Source organism: Nocardia sp. NPDC003999 (genome assembly GCF_053604885.1).
The window spans coordinates 99,492-115,702 of record NZ_JBSGIB010000017.1 but is presented as its reverse complement, the minus strand read 5'-3'; the positions used below and the strand labels follow the sequence as shown (position 1 = coordinate 115,702).

Here is a 16,211-nt window from a genome sequence, read left to right as displayed (position 1 = left end):
TCATCCCACCCGGCAGAGCTGTGCGGCCGGGTCGGGCGCCCAGCACGGCACTTTCAGCTCGTCGAGGATGCCTTGCAGCACCCGGGCCTGCTGATCCAGCGTGGAGCGGATATCCGCCCCGTCGAGCACGATCGAACGGAAGCTGTCTTTGAAGACCTTGCTCACCTCTCCTTCACGCTGGCCCAGACCCACCGGCGGCAACGAGAGAATGGCGCCGGGCGCCTCCTGCTGCTTGCGCACCGCGTCGGCCTCGAGCTGGACAGCCGGTGGCAGATCGGCGGGGATCGCCGTGTCGACCGCCGGGAAGAAGCCGTTGGAACGAAGCAGCCGCAGTTGGGTTTCCGGGCGGGTGAGCGTGCTGATCGTCCGCTGCGCGAATTCGGGGTCCGTACTGCCCTTGGGGATCGCGAGCCCGGCGATCACGGCCATATAGCCGAGGCCGTGTGCGCCCCGCGGCGCCGGAAGCATCCGCCAGTCGCGCGGGTCGCGCTCGGGCGCGTGGACCAAGCGCACGACGTGGTCCCACGCCATCCGCGCCTCGCCGCTGTCGAGCGGCTCCTGCATGAAGTCGAAATTCGTGCTCGACTGGACGCAGTTGGCCCACAGCTCACGCAGGTACTGCCAGGCCGTCACGGCCTCGTTCGAGCGGAACGTGGTGATCTGGCCGCCGGTGAACGAGGGCAGCAGGAAGCCCTGGACGAACCGGTGCAGCAGGCCCTTGGGGCCCGCGGGCAGGCCGAGCACGGGGCGATTGCCATTGGCGCGGCGCGCGGCGACGGCCCAGTCGAGGAACTGGTCGTAGGTCAGCGACGCGGCATCGACTCCGGGCGGCAGGTGTTCGAGCGCGTCCGCGTGCGCGGCGAGGACGTAACTCGCCGTGGCCCATGGGATGTACCACGTACGGTCGGTGCCGACCTTCGCGAGTTTCAGGTATTCCGCCGACCAGCCGCGGGCGCCGAAGTCGGCGAGCAAACCGGTGAGGTCTTCCAGGTAGCCGTCGGCGAGCGGGGCGAGGTCGCCGTGCAGACCGCCGAGCAGACCGATCTTGGTCGCGCCGGCGTCGACCTGGCTGCGCACCTGGCTCGCGAACGGGCTCTCCTCGATGGTCACATAGCCGACGCCGGGCGCGGCGGCGGCCAGCAGGGTACGGAAACGCTCGGCCTCGTCGGCGGGACGGAACTGGGTGGACAGGAAGATCATGCCGCCGTTGCCGCTGGTCGCGAATCCGGTACAGGCCGCGGCGGACAGGGCCGCCGCGCCGGAGCCCACCGCGCGCAGGAAGGATCTGCGCGTCGAACCGGATACCAGCATGCATGGCTCCTGTTAGGGCACAACGGGTTTCAGACTTTTGTCAGGTTGGTTAACATAAGTGCGCTGAGAGATATTGTCAATATGCCCGCGACACCCTCCAGCCCCACTTCGCCAGGACATGTGCTCGCCCTGCTGCGCGCCACGGGGCCGCTGACCCGGCTCGAGCTGCAGGAACTCGCGGGGTTGTCGCGGGTGACGCTGACCGAGCGGCTGGAGGCGCTGCGTGGTCTCGGGCTCGTCCGCCACGCGGGGCACAAGGAATCGAGCGGAGGACGACGCGCCGAAATGCTCGAGGTCGACGACACCGGAAGCACCGCGCTCGTCGCCGATCTCGGACAGAGCCATGCCACGCTGGCCGTGGTCGACCTGCGCGGGACGGTGTTCGCGAGAGAACACCGGCGGTTGCCCCTGCGGCACAGTCCGACCGAGGTCGTGCCGATGCTGCTCGACACGGGAAGGAAGCTGTTGCGGCGGACCGGGCGAGCCGAAACCTTGTGCGCGATCGGCCTGTCGGTGCCGGGCCAAATCGACCACGACAGCGGAGTGACCGTCGCGCCGCCGACCATGCCGGACTGGAACGGCGCTGCGCTGCGCGAACCTTTCGCCGACGCGCTCGGTGTCCCGGTGCTGCTGGAGAACGACGCGAATGCGCTGGCATTCGGCGACTTCCGGGCGCTGGACCGTCCGGCCGCGACCCTTGTCGGTGTGAAGGTGGGGACCGGAATCGGTGCGGGCGTGGTGATCTCCGGGCGCGTGCACCGTGGCGTGAGCGGCTCGGCGGGCGAGATCGGGCACCTGCGGATCGAGGGCAGTCGGCAGCTCTGCAGCTGCGGCCGCCGTGGGTGTGTGGCGGCGGGCGCGGGCGGGCAGGCGCTGGCCCGGGAACTGGGCGTACGCACGACGGCCGACGTGGTCCGGCTGGTCGGCCACGGCAGCCCCGAGGCGATTCGCTCGACCGAGCGGGCCGGGCGCCTGGTCGGTACCGTGCTCGCGACGATGGTGTCGATCGTGAATCCGGCCCATGTCCGCGTCGGCGGGGCGATCGGGGTGCTGCCGCCGTTTCTCGAGGGGGTGCGGCGCGGCGTCGAGTCGAACGCGCACCCGAGCGCGTTGCGCGATCTCGACCTCGGCCCCTCGCGGCTGGGTGAGAACGGCGCGTTCGTGGGGCTGGCGGGTCTGGTCGCGGACGAGATGTTGTCCCCGGCGACCGTGGACGCGATGGTCGCCGCGCGACAGGAGGTGTGATCCGCTGCGGGCCTTCCCGGCGTATGCGCTCGGCACGGCGGGTAGCGAAGCCGTGCCCGGCGCTCGGTTCGCGGTGGCGGCGAAGGCGGTCGAGTAGGAGATTGCCGGGTTGTCGCCCTCAGAACACCCGGTTGTCCGTATCGGGCCGTACATCGCAGATGGCATGCCGCGCCAGCCATTGCGGAGGTGGGTAGCTACCGTTAGGTTCATCCCATGAGTTCCACCTTTCCGCATTTGCTGTCGCCGATCGAGCTGGGGAGGGTGAAACTCCGCAACCGAGTTGTCATGGGCTCCATGCACACCGGGCTGGAAGATCGGGCCTGGCACATCGACCGGCTGGCCGCGTTCTTCGCCGAACGCGCACGCGGCGGCGTGGGGCTGATCGTCACCGGCGGCTACTCCCCCAGCCGCGACGGATGGCTGTGGCCGTTCGCGTGCGCGATGCTGGACGAGACCGACGCCGAGCGGCACCGCGTGATCACCGACGCCGTTCACGAAGCGGGAGGCAAGATCGCGCTGCAGATCCTGCACGGTGGGCGCGATTCGAACATCCCCACCAATCTGGCGCCCTCGGCGGTGGCGTCGCCGCTCACCGCGTTCGAACCGCGGGCGTTCACCGAGCAGGAGATCGAGACCACGATCGCCGATCACGTGCGCTGCGCGCGGTTGGCGCGGCTGGCCGGATACGACGGCGTCGAGATCATGGGCGGCGAAGGCTTTCTGATCAACCAGTTCCTCGCGCCGCGCACCAACACCCGGACCGATCGCTGGGGCGGATCGGCGGCGAACCGGCGGCGATTCCCGGTCGAGGTCGCCGCACGGACCAGGGCCGCCGTCGGCGACGACCTGCTCATCATGTTCCGGATGTCGCTGGCCGAATTCGTCGAGGACGGGCAGACCTACGCCGAGATCATCGACCTGGCGAAGGAACTCGAAGCCGCCGGAGTCGACGTCATCAACACCGATATCGGCTGGCACGAGTCGCGGGTGCCGACGATCGTCACCTCGGTGCCACGTGCCGCGTTCGTCGGATACACCGCGGCGCTCAAGGAACATGTCTCGATTCCGGTGTGCGCGTCGAACCGGATCAACATGCCCGAGGTCGCCGAGCAGATCCTGGAGCGCGGCGAGGCGGACCTCATCTCGCTGGCCCGCCCGCTGCTGGCCGATCCGGAATGGGTGAACAAGGCCGCCGGATCGCGGGTGGACGAGATCAACACCTGCATCGCATGCAACCAGGCCTGCCTGGACCACACCTTCACCCGGCAGACCGTGTCCTGCCTGGTGAATCCCCGCGCGTGCCACGAGACGCTGCTGCAACTGCTGCCCACCAGGCGGGCCAAGCGCATCGCCGTCGTCGGCGCCGGTCCCGCCGGGTTGTCGGCCGCGATCGGCCTGGCCGAGCGCGGGCACCAGGTGGAACTGTTCGAAGCCGAGGACCGGATCGGCGGACAATTCGACCTCGCCCGCCGCATCCCCGGCAAGGAGGAGTTCGACGAGACGATCCGGTATTACCGGCGCAAACTCGAACTCACCGGCGTCACCGTGCATCTGAATGCCCGGGCCACCGCCGAACAACTCGCCGCGGGTGGCTGGGACGAGGTGGTGCTGGCCACGGGCGTGCGCCCTCGAATTCCCGCGATCCCCGGCATCGATCACCCCATGGTGCTGTCCTATCCGGAACTGATCCGGCAGGAGAAGCCCGTGGGCAACCGGGTGGCCGTCGTCGGTGCGGGCGGAATCGGGTTCGACGTCGGCGAATTCTTGACCGCGGTCCACCAAGGCCCCCTCGCGCTCGACGAATGGCGCGACGAGTGGGGTGTCACCGACGACATCCACGCTCGCGGCCAGTTGCGAACCCCTCGGCCTGCCAGGGCGACCCGGGAAGTGACCCTGCTGCAACGCAAGTCGGGGCCGTTCGGACTGACCTTGGGTAAGACGACCGGCTGGATCCACCGCGCCGCGCTGGACGCGCGCGGAGTCCAGCAGATCGGCGGGGTCAACTACGAACGGATCGACGATCGCGGACTGCACGTCAGCTTCGGTCCGCAGCGGCAGGCGCCGCGCGTGATCGAAGTGGACAACGTGGTGGTGTGCGCGGGCCAGGAATCGGTGCGCGACCTGCACGACCAGCTCGAATCGCGTGGCGTGCGGGTGCATCTCATCGGCGGCGCCGACGAGGCGAAGGAGCTCGACGCCAAGCGCGCCATCCAGCAGGGCACCCAGCTCGCGGCCGAACTCTGATCCCGGACGGCCCGGGGACCTGGTCCCCGGGCCGCCGGAATTCACCCGTTGCCGCCGCCCATCCGGACGAACGTGGCGGTCGCGGTCGCGTAGACCTTCCCCGCGGCATCGACGAGACGGCTCTCGGCGGTGGCCGTCGTCCGGCCGACGTGCACCGCCTCCGCGACCGCCTCCAGCGCCCCCTGGGTGTGCGAGACCCCGCGCACCAGATTGGACGTCATGCTCACCGTCGTGAGCATGGACTTGTCCTGCACCGACAGTTGCACCGCACCCCACATCGCGACGTCGAGCACCGTACCGACCACGCCGCCACCGACCACACCGAGGAAGTTCACATGCCGCTCGTCCGGGGTGAGGCGCAGCGTCATCCGCCCCGGCGCGGCGTCGACGACCTCGATGTTGAGTAGTTTGGCCAGTGGCGGCAGCGGCAGTTCGCCGGTACGGATGCGCGCGACGAGTTCGTCCCTGGTGAGCTGGATCATGCCCAGCACGGCGATGCCGGGGTCGTCCCACTCCAGGTGCAGCGAGCGCACGCCATCGGTCACTTCGATCGCCGACACGTCGTCGGATGTCATAGCCTTCCTCTACTTTCCGCTGATCTGCTGGTCGATGAGAGCGAACAGTTCGTCCGCCGTGGCGGCCGCCTCGACGGCGTCGCGGCCCTGATCGGCGACCGGCGCGGGCTCGGGCGCGGGTTCGTCGATGGCGTCGGTCAGCGTCGCGCGGATCCGCTCGGCCAGCCGCGCCTTGTCCTCCTGCGACGGCAGGGTCGCCAGCAGCGCGGCGAGCGCGGCGATCTGGTCATCGATCGCCGAGGTGGTCGCGGTCGCTTCCCATTGCGACCGCAGCAGTTTCGCCACCGCGCTCGCCGTCGGGTAGTTGAACACCAGCGTCGAGGGCAGTCGCGTGCCCGTGCCCTCCGACAGCCGGTTGCGCAGCTCGACGCCGCCGAGTGAATCGAAACCCATCTCGTTGAACGGAGTTTCGGGATCGATCGCCGCCGCGGACTGGTATCCCAGCACCGCCGCGGCGTGTTCGCGGACGAATCCGAGCACCAGCGCGTCGCGTTCGTCCTCCGGCGCGGTGGCGAGCAGGTCGGCCAGCAGTCCGCCGGTGGCGGTTGCGCTGGATACCCGGCGGGCGCGGCCGGCGACCAAGCCGCCCAGCACTTCGGGCAGCAGCCCCGCGCGTGCCTGCGCGGCCAGGGCGGACTTGTCGAACTCGACGCAAGCGACCATGGCCGCATCCGTGGCGAGCGCCGCGTCGAACAGCGCCGTACCGTCGGAGTCACCGAGGATCCGCAGACCCATACGTTCCAGCCGCGCCAGCGCGGCCCGGTCCATTTCGGCGGTCATGCCCGTGTCCTGGTTCCACAAACCCCAGGCGACCGACAAGGCGGGCAGCCCCTGCGCTCGCCGGGCCTGCGCGAGCCCGTCGAGGAACGCGTTCGCGGCCGCGTAGTTGCCCTGTCCGGGCGAACCGAGAATCGCCGCGGCCGAGGAGAACACGACGAACGCCGACAGGTCGTGGCCCCGGGTGAGCTCGTCCAGGTGCAGCGCGCCGTCGACCTTGGGCGCGAGTACACGATCGATCCGCTGAGCGGTCAGCGTCTCGATGGTGGCGTCGTCGATCAGGCCCGCGGAGTGGATCACCGCCGACAGCGGGTGCTCGGTCCCGATCGACTCGACCACGGTGGCCAAGGCCGCGCGATCGGCCACGTCGCACGCGGCGACCCGGGTGCGCGCACCGAGCCGTTCCAGCTCGGCGATCAGTTCCGCGACACCGTCGGCCGCCGCGCCGCGCCGCGACACCAGCAGCAGATGCCGGACACCGTGTGCGGTGACCAGGTGCCGCGCGATCACCGCGCCCAATCCGCTGGTTCCGCCCGTGATCAGCACCGTGCCATCGCCGAAAGCGCTCGTGCTGCGGATGTTTCCGGGTTCTTCGGTAGGTACGTCGCCATAGGCCAGGCGCGGGAGGTAGATCTCGCCCGTGCGGACCGCCACTTGGGCGTGCCCCGATTCGAGCACGCCGAGCACCGTCGCGGCGTCCAGGTCTCCGTCGTGGTCCAGCAGCACGATACGACCCGGTTGTTCCGACTGTGCGCTGCGGACCAAACCGGTGACGGCGGCGGCGGCCAGATCGACCGGTTCTCCGTTCAGGCCCGTCGCGCGGCGGGTCGCCACCACGAGGCGTGTGTCCGCCAGCCGCTCGAGCGACAACCAGGAGCGCAGCAGCTCCCAGGCGGTGCGGGTCGCCTCCCCCACCGTCCCGGGCTCGACCGGGTCAGCGGTGGCCGCAGGTCCCGCCGGGAGCGACCAGACGACGATATCCGGAACCTGTTCGGCTGCAGCGACTTCCGACGCGTCGAGGTAGTGACGGTCGACACCGGACACTCGCGCCTGCCCCATCGTCGCCACACGGTCGGGCACCGCCCGCAGCGCGGGTAGCTCCGCGCGCGTCCAGCTCAGGGTCAGGGGTGCCGTACGGCGTCCCGCATGCGCCGCGCCCAGCGCGTCGGCCGCGATCGGACGTGCGGAGACCGCATCGATGCGCGCGACGAGCGAGCCGGTGTCGTCCGCGATGTCGATCGTGACCTGTCCCTCGGCATCCCGGACGACGCGAACGCGCGCCGCGGTGACACCGGAGCGCCACAAGCGCACACCGGTGAAAGAGAAGGGCAACGGCACCTGCCCGGCGGGCAGGTCGCCGATCAGCTCGCCGAGCGCCGCGTGCAGGCATGCGTCCAGCAGCGCCGGATGGATGCCGAACGGAGCCGCCGCGACGCCCACGGATTCGTCGAGGGACACCTCGGCGAAGGTCTGCTCGCCGCGCGTCCACAACGCGGTGACGCCCTGGAAACCGGGACCGTAGTCGAAGCCGCGCTCCGCCAGCCGGTCGTAGAGCGACCCGTCCGACGGCTCCGCGCCGGACGGCGGCCACACCGGTTCGCTCCACACCGGCGCGTGGTCGTCGTCGGCGGTGGTCAGGACGCCGCTCGCATGCCGCACCCACGGGTCCGTGCCGTCGGACTCCCGATCGGCCGCGCGGGAGTGCACGGCGAATCCGCGCCGCCCTTGCTCGTCGCGCGCCCCGACGCTCAATTGGAGCTCGATCTCGGCGGTCGCGGTGAGCGGCAACGGAGCTTGCAGCAGCAATTCGCCGACCACCCCGGCGTCCACCTGCGCGCCCGCGGCGAGCGCCATCTCCGCGAAGGCCGTCCCGGGCAGCAATACCGAGCCGAACACCGCGTGGTCGCCGATCCACGGCTGGGTGCGCGCGGAGAACCGGCCGGTGAACAACCATTCGTCCTTGCCCGCGACCGGCACCGCGCTGGTCAGTAGTGGATGGCCGAACGAGCCGGTCACGACTTCGGGAGCCGGTCGCACCCAGTACCGGCGGCGCTGGAACGCGTACGTCGGCAATTCCACCCGTGCGTCCGCTCCCGGCAGCAGCGACCGCAGCCGCACCGGTGCGCCTGCCGCGAAGGACTGGGCGAGGAGCGTGACGAACTGGGTCACCTCGTCGACCGAACGCCTGGACGAGGCCGCCACCAGTGACTTCGCCGCCACTTCCGGACGCTCGGCCAAGCATTCTCCGGTCATCGCGGTGAGCGCGGCGTCCGGTCCGACTTCGATGAAACGCCGCACCCCGGAGTCGAGGAGACTGCGCACCCCGGGCGCGAAGCGCACACAGCCGCGCACCTGCGCCACCCAGTAGCCCGGATCGCGCATTTCGTCGCCGGCCCGCGTGCCGGATACATTCGACACGATCGGCACGGTGGGCTCGCGATAGGTCAGTCCCTCCGCCACCGCGCGGAATTCGTCGAGGACGGGTTCCATCAACATCGAATGGGACGCGTGGGAGATCCGCAGCAGGGTGTGCTTCCGTCCCGCCTCGGTCAGCCGCCGCCGCATCTCGTCGACGGCATCGGCGTATCCCGAGAACACCACCGACTCCGGACCGTTCACCGCCCCGATCGCGAGCCGGTCGGCGAGACCGGTCAGCAGTTCCTCCGCTTCCGTTTCCGACACCGCGGCCGCCAGCATCGCCCCACCGGCGGGCGCCGCACCCATCAGTCGTCCCCGCGCCGCCACCAGCGCGCAGGCGTCGGTCAGCGACCAGACCCCGGACACATAGGCCGCGACGAGTTCGCCCAGCGAGTGACCCGCGAGCACGTCCGGTAGGAGACCGTACGACTCGAGCAGCCGGAACATCGCCACCTCGAAAGCGAACAGCGCGGGCTGCATCCAGTCCATCCGGTCCAGCACCCCGGCCTCGTCGGTGAACATCACCTCCCGCAGGGAACCCCCGAGGTGCCGGTCGAACTCGGCGCACACCTCGTCCAGCGCGGTCGCGAACACTGGAAACGCCTGGTACAGACCGGCACCCATGCCGACTCGCTGCGCGCCACCACCGGTGAAGAGGAAGGCCGTCGTACCCGGCACGGCCGGTGCCTCGACCGCGTGCGGCGACGTCGTTCCCGCCGCCAGCGCGGCCAGCCCGGCGAGCAGTTCCTCCCGATCGCGGCCGACGACCACGCCGCGGCGATCCAGCAGCGCACGCGAGTCGAGCAGGGCACGCGCCACCCGCCGCGGGTCGATCTCCGGCGTATCGGCCAGCCAGGAGCGCAAGCGTTCGGCCTGACCGCGCAGGGCTTCCGCGGATTTCGCGGAGACCACCAGCGGTACCACGCCGCCCGCTACCGGGCCGGAGTCCGCCGCCGGTCGCTCGGCACGCGTGGACGGTGGCGCCTCCTCGAGGATCACGTGCGCGTTCGTGCCGCTGATACCGAACGACGACACCCCCGCGCGTCGTATCCGGCTGCCCGAGGTCCACGATTCGGCGTCGGTCAGCACGCGCACCGATCCGGCCGACCAGTCCACATGCGGTGAGAGTTCCTCCGCGTGCAGGGTTCTCGGCAGCATCTCGTGGCGCAGCGCCTGCACCATTTTGATCACGCCGCCCACACCGGCCGCCGCCTGGGTGTGGCCGATATTGGATTTGAGCGAACCGACACGCAGCGGACCTTCAGGGCGGCCCTGGCCGTAGGTGGCGAGCAACGCCTGCGCCTCGATCGGGTCGCCCAGTGTCGTTCCGGTGCCGTGCGCTTCCACGGCATCCACGTCCGACGGCCCGAGCCCGGCATCGGCCAGCGCCGCCGCGATCACCCGCTCCTGCGACGGACCGTTCGGCGCGGTGAGACCGTTGCTGGCGCCGTCCTGGTTCACCGCGCTGCCGCGCACTACCGCGAGCACGTTGTGGCCGAGTCGCCGTGCGTCCGAGAGCCGTTCGACCACCAGGACGGCCGCGCCCTCCGCCCACGCCACACCGTCGGCGGCGGCCGAGAACGATTTGCACCGCCCGTCCGGCGCCAGTCCGCGCTGGCGGGAGAATTCCACGAAAACCGTGGGCGTGGCCATCACCGTCGCACCGCCCACCAGGGCGAGCGAACTCTCCCCCTGTCGCAGCGCACGGCACGCCACGTGCAGTGCCACCAGCGAGGACGAGCACGCCGTATCCACCGTCATCGCGGGGCCTTCCAGACCGAGCGAATAGGCGATGCGTCCCGAGACCACGCTGGCCGCCGAGCCGGTGCCCACGTAGCCTTCGGCCTCGGGTCCGGCCTTGCGGGTCAAGACCTCGTAGTCCTGGTACATCACCCCGGTGTAGACGCCGGTGTCGGTGCCCCGCAGCGACGTCGGATCGATGCCCGCGTGCTCGAGCGCTTCCCACGACACCTCCAGCAGCAAACGCTGCTGGGGGTCCATCGCGTTCGCCTCCCGCGGGCCGATGCCGAAGAATCCGGCGTCGAAATCGGCCGCGCCCGTCAAGAACCCGCCCTCGTTCACGTAGGAGGTTCCGGTGTGCTCGGGATCGGGATCGATCAGGCGATCGAGATCCCAGCCGCGATCGGCGGGAAACTCGGAAATGGCGTCCGTCCCCGAGGCCACCAGGTTCCACAGATCGTCCGGCGACGCGACTCCGCCGGGGTACCGGCAGGCCATGCCGACGATCGCGATCGGTTCGTCGGCTCGCGCGCGCTTCCGCGTCGGGCGGACGCCCTGCCCCGCGCCGTCGATCCGGGAACGCAGCAGCCGGGCGACCGCCGCGGACGTCGGGTGATCGAAGGCCAGCGTCGACGGCAGACGCAGACCGGTGGCCTTGGTGAGGCGGTTGCGCAGGTCCACCGCGCCCAGCGAATCGAAGCCCAGTTCGCTGAACGGCTTGTCGGCCTCGATCTGTTCGCCCGTGGCGTGTCCAAGTACCTCGGCGACCTGATGGCGCACGAAATCCAGCACGATCGCGTCGTGCCGGTCCGGTGGCGCCGACGCGAGCCGCTCGGCCAGTTCGCCGCCGCCCTCGGCACGGCGCGGTACCGCTACCAGCGAACGCAGCAGCGGCGGCAGCAGATCCGCGCGGGCCTGCGCGGACAATGCCGCGGTATCGAAGTCCACGGCGGCGACCAGCGGCATCTGCGCGCCCGCCGCCCGGTCGAACAGCGCGAGCCCGTCGGACTCGGCCAAGGGGCGGAAGCCCATGCGGGACAAGCGGTCCAGGCCCGCGCGTCCCAGTTCGGCGGTCATCCCGCCGCTCTGGTTCCACGGGCCCCAGGCCACCGAGACCGCGGGCAGGCCCGCCGCGACGCGCCGCCGGGCCAGCGCGTCCAGCACCGAGTTCGCGGCGGCATAGTTGCCCTGGCCCGCCGAGCCAAGGACCGCCGCGACCGAGGAGAACAGCACGAACGCCGACAGATTCCGGTCACGGGTGAGTTCGTCCAGGTGTAGTGCGGCGTCGACCTTCGGCGCGAACACCCGCTCGATCCGGTCGGGCGTGAGTGCGTCGAGCGTCGCGTCGTCCAGGACGCCGGCGGCATGGACGACGGCGGTCAGCTCCGGACCATCGGCCAGCTGGTCGAGCAGGGCGCGCACCGCGGCGCGGTCGCCGACGTCGCAGGCCAGTACCCGCGGCCGAGCACCGAGTCCGGCCAGTTCGGCCACCAGTTCGCGCACACCGTCGGCCCGTTCGCCGCGGCGTGACACCAGAACGAGATCCCGCACACCGTGGGTCGCGACCAGGTGCCGGGCCACCAGCGCGCCCAACCCACCGGTCCCGCCGGTGATCAGCACCGTGCCTCGGCCCAGGGTGACGGCCGCGCCGGGCGCGTCGTCACGCCGGGCGAGCCGGGGCGCGACCAGCTCGCCGCCACGCGCCGCGAGCTGCGGCTCGTCGGTCGCGAGGGCCGCCGAGATCAGCTCGGGCCCGATGACCGCGTCGCTCTCGGCGTCCACCAGCACGATCCGGCCGGGATGCTCCGACTGTGCGCTGCGCAGCAGGCCCCAGAGCGCCGCGGCGGCCAGATCCGGATCCTCGGCGGGCAGTCCGGCGCCGTTACGGGTCACCGCGACCAGCCGGGTGTCGCCGGACTCGGGGAGGCGTAACCAGGACTGCACCGCCGCCAGCGCGGTGTTCACGCTCCGGCGCACCCGGTCGGCCTCGGTGCTGACGGCGTGCCCGGGACCGGACTCGGCGAACCACACCACGGCGTCGGGCTGCGCTCGGGTGTCCGCTCCCGGGGTGTCGGTATCTGCGGCCGCTACCAGCGCGGCCATATCCGAATAGTGTTCCTCGAAAGCGGATTCCGACGGTCCGCCGACCGCCGCCAGCCGCACCGCGCCGGACCCGGCGCCGGAAGCCACCGTGGCCCACCGCACGTCGTAGAGACGGTGGGGTCCGGCGGAGCGCGCGCTGCGCACCGTGTCGCTGTCGACCGGCCGCGCCCGCAGCGCATCGATCGTCAGCAGCAACGCGTCCGTATCGTCGCGGAGCTCTACCCGCGCCCCTTCGGCGCCCGTCCGCCGGATCAGCACGCGTGCCGCGCTCGCGCCACCGCGATACAACCGCACGCCGGTGAACGAGAACGGCAGCGGCGCCTGGTTGTCGGCGAAATCAGCGGACAATAGGTCGACGGCGGCGTGCAACGCGGCATCCAGCAGTGCGGGGTGCACGCCGAAGCGCGAAGCGTCCGAATCGGTCTCGCCGAGCCGCACCTCGGCCACGACGGAGTCGCCGCGGCGCACGAACCGGCGCACGCCCTGGAAGGCGGGTCCGTAGCCGAGACCGCGGGCGGCCAGTTGGTCGTAGAGCGCCGCTCCGGTGGTCGCGTCGTCGTCCTGGAACGGGTCGTCCGTATCAGCGGGCACCGCCGCGTTTCCCGTGTCGGGAGCGAGTACACCGCGGGCGTGCGTGGATCCGGCGGTCGGGTCGCCCACGGCCCGCGAGGCGATGACGAAGCGCCTGCGCCCGGCGTCGTCGGGCGATTCGACACTGATCTGGATATCTACTTCGGTTCCCTCGTCCAGCCGCAGCGGCGCCTCCAGGACCAGCTCGTCGATCGTCCCGGCATCCACTCGCGCGCAGGCTGCCAACGCGAACTCCACGAACGCGGTCCCGGGCAACAGCACCGTGCCGAACACCGTGTGATCGGCCAGCCACGGCTGCGACGCCGTGGACAGGCGACCGGTGAACAGCCACTCGTCCGTACCGGCCAGGGCCAGCGCCGCGCCGAGCATCGGATGGTCCATCGCCGTCAATCCGGCGCGGCCCACATCGCCGATGCCGTCGGTCGGCGGCAACCAGTACCGCTGACGCTGGAACGGGTAGGTCGGCAACGGGACCCGGCGCGCCGGCCGACCGGTGAACACCGGGCTCCAGTCCACGTCGGCGCCCGCGGCGTGGGCGGCGGCCAGGAACGCGGTGAACTGCCCGACCTCGTCCGCGCCGCGTCGTGCGGCGGCGACCACCGCGCAGCGGGCCTCGATATCGGGTTGTTCGGTCATGCATTCGCGGGTCATCGCGGTCAGCACCGCGTCGGGACCGATCTCCAGGAATCGTCGCACCCCGCCGGCGGCCAGCGCCTGGACTCCCGGGGCGAACCGCACGGCCGCCCGGACCTGACGGACCCAGTACTCCGGATCGGTCAGCTCGTCAGCGGCCGGTGCGCCCGAAACGTTCGAGACGATCGGGATCGTCGGCTGCCGGTAGGTCACACCGCGGGCCACGGCACGGAACTCGGCCAGCATCGGTTCCATCCGCGCCGAATGGAAGGCATGGCTCACGCGCAGCCGGTTCGTCCGACGGCCATGAGCAGCGAAGATCCGCTCGACCTCGGCGACGGCGTCGGCGTCACCGGACAACACCACGGAAGCGGGCCCGTTCACGGCGGCCACGGACACCCGGCCCGCGTACCCGTCGAGCGCGGCCGACGCCTCCGCTTCCGGCGCCGCCACGGCCAGCATCGCGCCGCCGGCGGGCAGTGCGCCCATCAACCGCCCGCGCGCCGCCACCAGCGCACACGCGTCGGGCAGCGACCACACTCCGGCGACATACGCCGCCGCGAGCTCACCGATGGAATGGCCGAGCAGCACATCCGGTGTCAGGCCGAACGATTCGGCGAGCCGGTACAGCGCCACCTCGTAGGCGAACAGCGCGGGCTGGGTGTACTCGGTCCGATCCAGCGGGCCCGGCGCGCTGTCGCCGTCCGCCGCCTCGGCGCGGAGCAGGTCCCGCAGCGAACGTCCGAGCAGCGGATCGAATTCGGCGCAGACTCGGTCCAGCTCCGCCGCGAACACCGGGAACGTCGCGTACAGTTCCCGTCCCATCCCGGCGCGCTGCGCACCCTGGCCGGTGAACAGGAACGCCGTGCGTCCCGATCCGGCGCGGTCCTCGACCACACCGGGCGCGGAACGACCCTCGGCGAGTGCCGCCAGACCGGCCAGGAGTTCGCCACGGTCGCGACCGACGACCGCTCCGCGCCACTCCAGCCGGGCACGGGAGGTGAGCAGCGAGTGCGCGATATCCCGGGCGTCCGTTTCCGGGTCGTCCGCCATCCACTGTCGCAAGCGATCCGCCTGCGCCCGCAACGCCGCACCGGAACCGGCCGACAGTAGCAACGGGATGTGCTGCGGAGCAGCGTGATTCGACCCGGTCCCCGCCGTGGTAGCGGGCTCGGGCTCCCCTTCCGCGGCGGGCTCGGCGGGCGCTTCCTCGAGGACGACGTGGGCGTTGGTGCCGCTGGCGCCGAACGACGACACGCCCGCGCGCCGGACCCTGGCACCGGCGGGCCACGGCTCGCTGTCCCGCAGCAGCCGCACGGTGCCCGCGGACCAGTCCACATGGGGGGTGGGCGCGTCGATGTGCAGGGTCTTCGGCAGCATCTCGTGCCGCATGGCCTGCACCATCTTGATCACTCCGCCGACACCGGCCGCGGCCGAGGTGTGGCCGATATTGGATTTCAGCGATCCCAGACGCAGCGGCGCGTCGGCCTGCCGGGCGCCGTAGGCCGCGATCAGTGCCCTGGCTTCGATCGGATCGCCCAGCATCGTGCCCGTGCCGTGCGCCTCCACCGCGTCGACGTCCGCGGGCTCGAGGCCCGCGTCGCGCAACGCCTGCCCGATCACGGCTTCCTGCGACCGGCCGTTCGGCGCGGTCAGTCCGTTGCTGGCGCCGTCCTGGTTGATCGCGCTGCCGCGCACGACCGCCAGGACGGTGTGCCCGAACCGCCGTGCGTCGGAGAGCCGTTCGAGCACAAGCACGCCGAGTCCCTCGGAGAAACCCGTCCCGTCGGCCGCCGCCGCGAAGGCCCGGCACCGTCCGTCGGGTGAGAGGGCGCGCTGCCGCGCGAACGCGATGAGCAGCGACGGGTCCGACATCACGGTGACGCCGCCTGCCAGGGCCAGGGTGGCGTCACCGTTGCGCAGCGCTCGGCACGCGAGATGCAGGGCGACCAGCGATGACGAGCATGCCGTATCGATCGAGACGGCAGGACCTTCCAGCCCGAGGGTGTAGGCGATCCGGCCCGACAGCACGCTGTTGGAAACACCCAGATAGGCGTGGCCTTCCGTTTCGGCCGTGATATTCGGGGAGCCGACGCGGGGCCCGTAGTTCTGGTGGGCAACCCCGGCGAACACGCCGGTGTCGCTACCGCGCAGCGAGGCCGGGTCGATCCCGGCGTCTTCCAGCGCTTCCCACGCCGCCTCTAGCATCAGGCGCTGCTGCGGGTCCATCGCGGCGGCCTCGCGCGGGCTGATGCCGAAGAAACCCGCGTCGAAATCGGCGACGGAATCGAGGAAACCGCCCTCCCGCGTGTAGACCGTGCCCGGCACGTCCGGGTCGGGATCGAACAATCGCTCCAGGTCCCAGCCACGGTCGGACGGATACACCCCGACGGCGTCCACGCTGGCGGCGGCGACGCGCCACAGGTCCTCGGGTGAACGGACGCCGCCGGGGTACCGGCAGGCCATACCGACGATGGCGATGGGCTCCCGTGTCCGATCGGTGAGTTCGCGCAGGTGTTGTTTGGTCTCGTAGAGCTCCTTCGCCGTCTTCTTGAGATAGCGGCGTAGCTCGTC

At 71.2% G+C, this 16,211-nt stretch carries 4 protein-coding genes and 1 pseudogene; 2 read left to right on the top strand and 3 right to left on the bottom strand.

Translation table 11 applies throughout. The features are described from left to right. Window positions 1-1,311 (bottom strand): extracellular solute-binding protein, encoded by a 1,311-nt coding sequence (locus tag ACWESM_RS27485; RefSeq protein ID WP_364438031.1) that lies wholly within the window; start codon window positions 1,309-1,311, stop codon window positions 1-3. An 81-nt stretch (window positions 1,312-1,392) separates the two neighbouring features. On the opposite strand from ACWESM_RS27485, the gene ACWESM_RS27480 reads away from it, so the two are divergent. Further along, on the top strand, window positions 1,393-2,556 hold the full coding sequence (locus tag ACWESM_RS27480; RefSeq protein ID WP_364438028.1) for an ROK family protein: 1,164 nt from the start codon (window positions 1,393-1,395) through the stop codon (window positions 2,554-2,556). 213 nt (window positions 2,557-2,769) lie between these two features. Further along, window positions 2,770-4,800, top strand: a complete 2,031-nt coding sequence (locus ACWESM_RS27475) for an FAD-dependent oxidoreductase (protein WP_452494172.1) — start codon at window positions 2,770-2,772, stop codon at window positions 4,798-4,800. A gap of 41 nt (window positions 4,801-4,841) precedes the next feature. On the opposite strand, the gene ACWESM_RS27470 is transcribed toward ACWESM_RS27475, so the two are convergent. Further along, window positions 4,842-5,375: a PaaI family thioesterase gene (locus tag ACWESM_RS27470; RefSeq protein WP_452494171.1), complete on the bottom strand. Its 534-nt coding sequence runs from the start codon at window positions 5,373-5,375 to the stop codon at window positions 4,842-4,844. Window positions 5,376-5,384: 9 nt separating this feature from the next. Beyond that, a pseudogene (locus tag ACWESM_RS27465) lies at window positions 5,385-16,211 on the bottom strand (type I polyketide synthase); the annotation flags it as partial.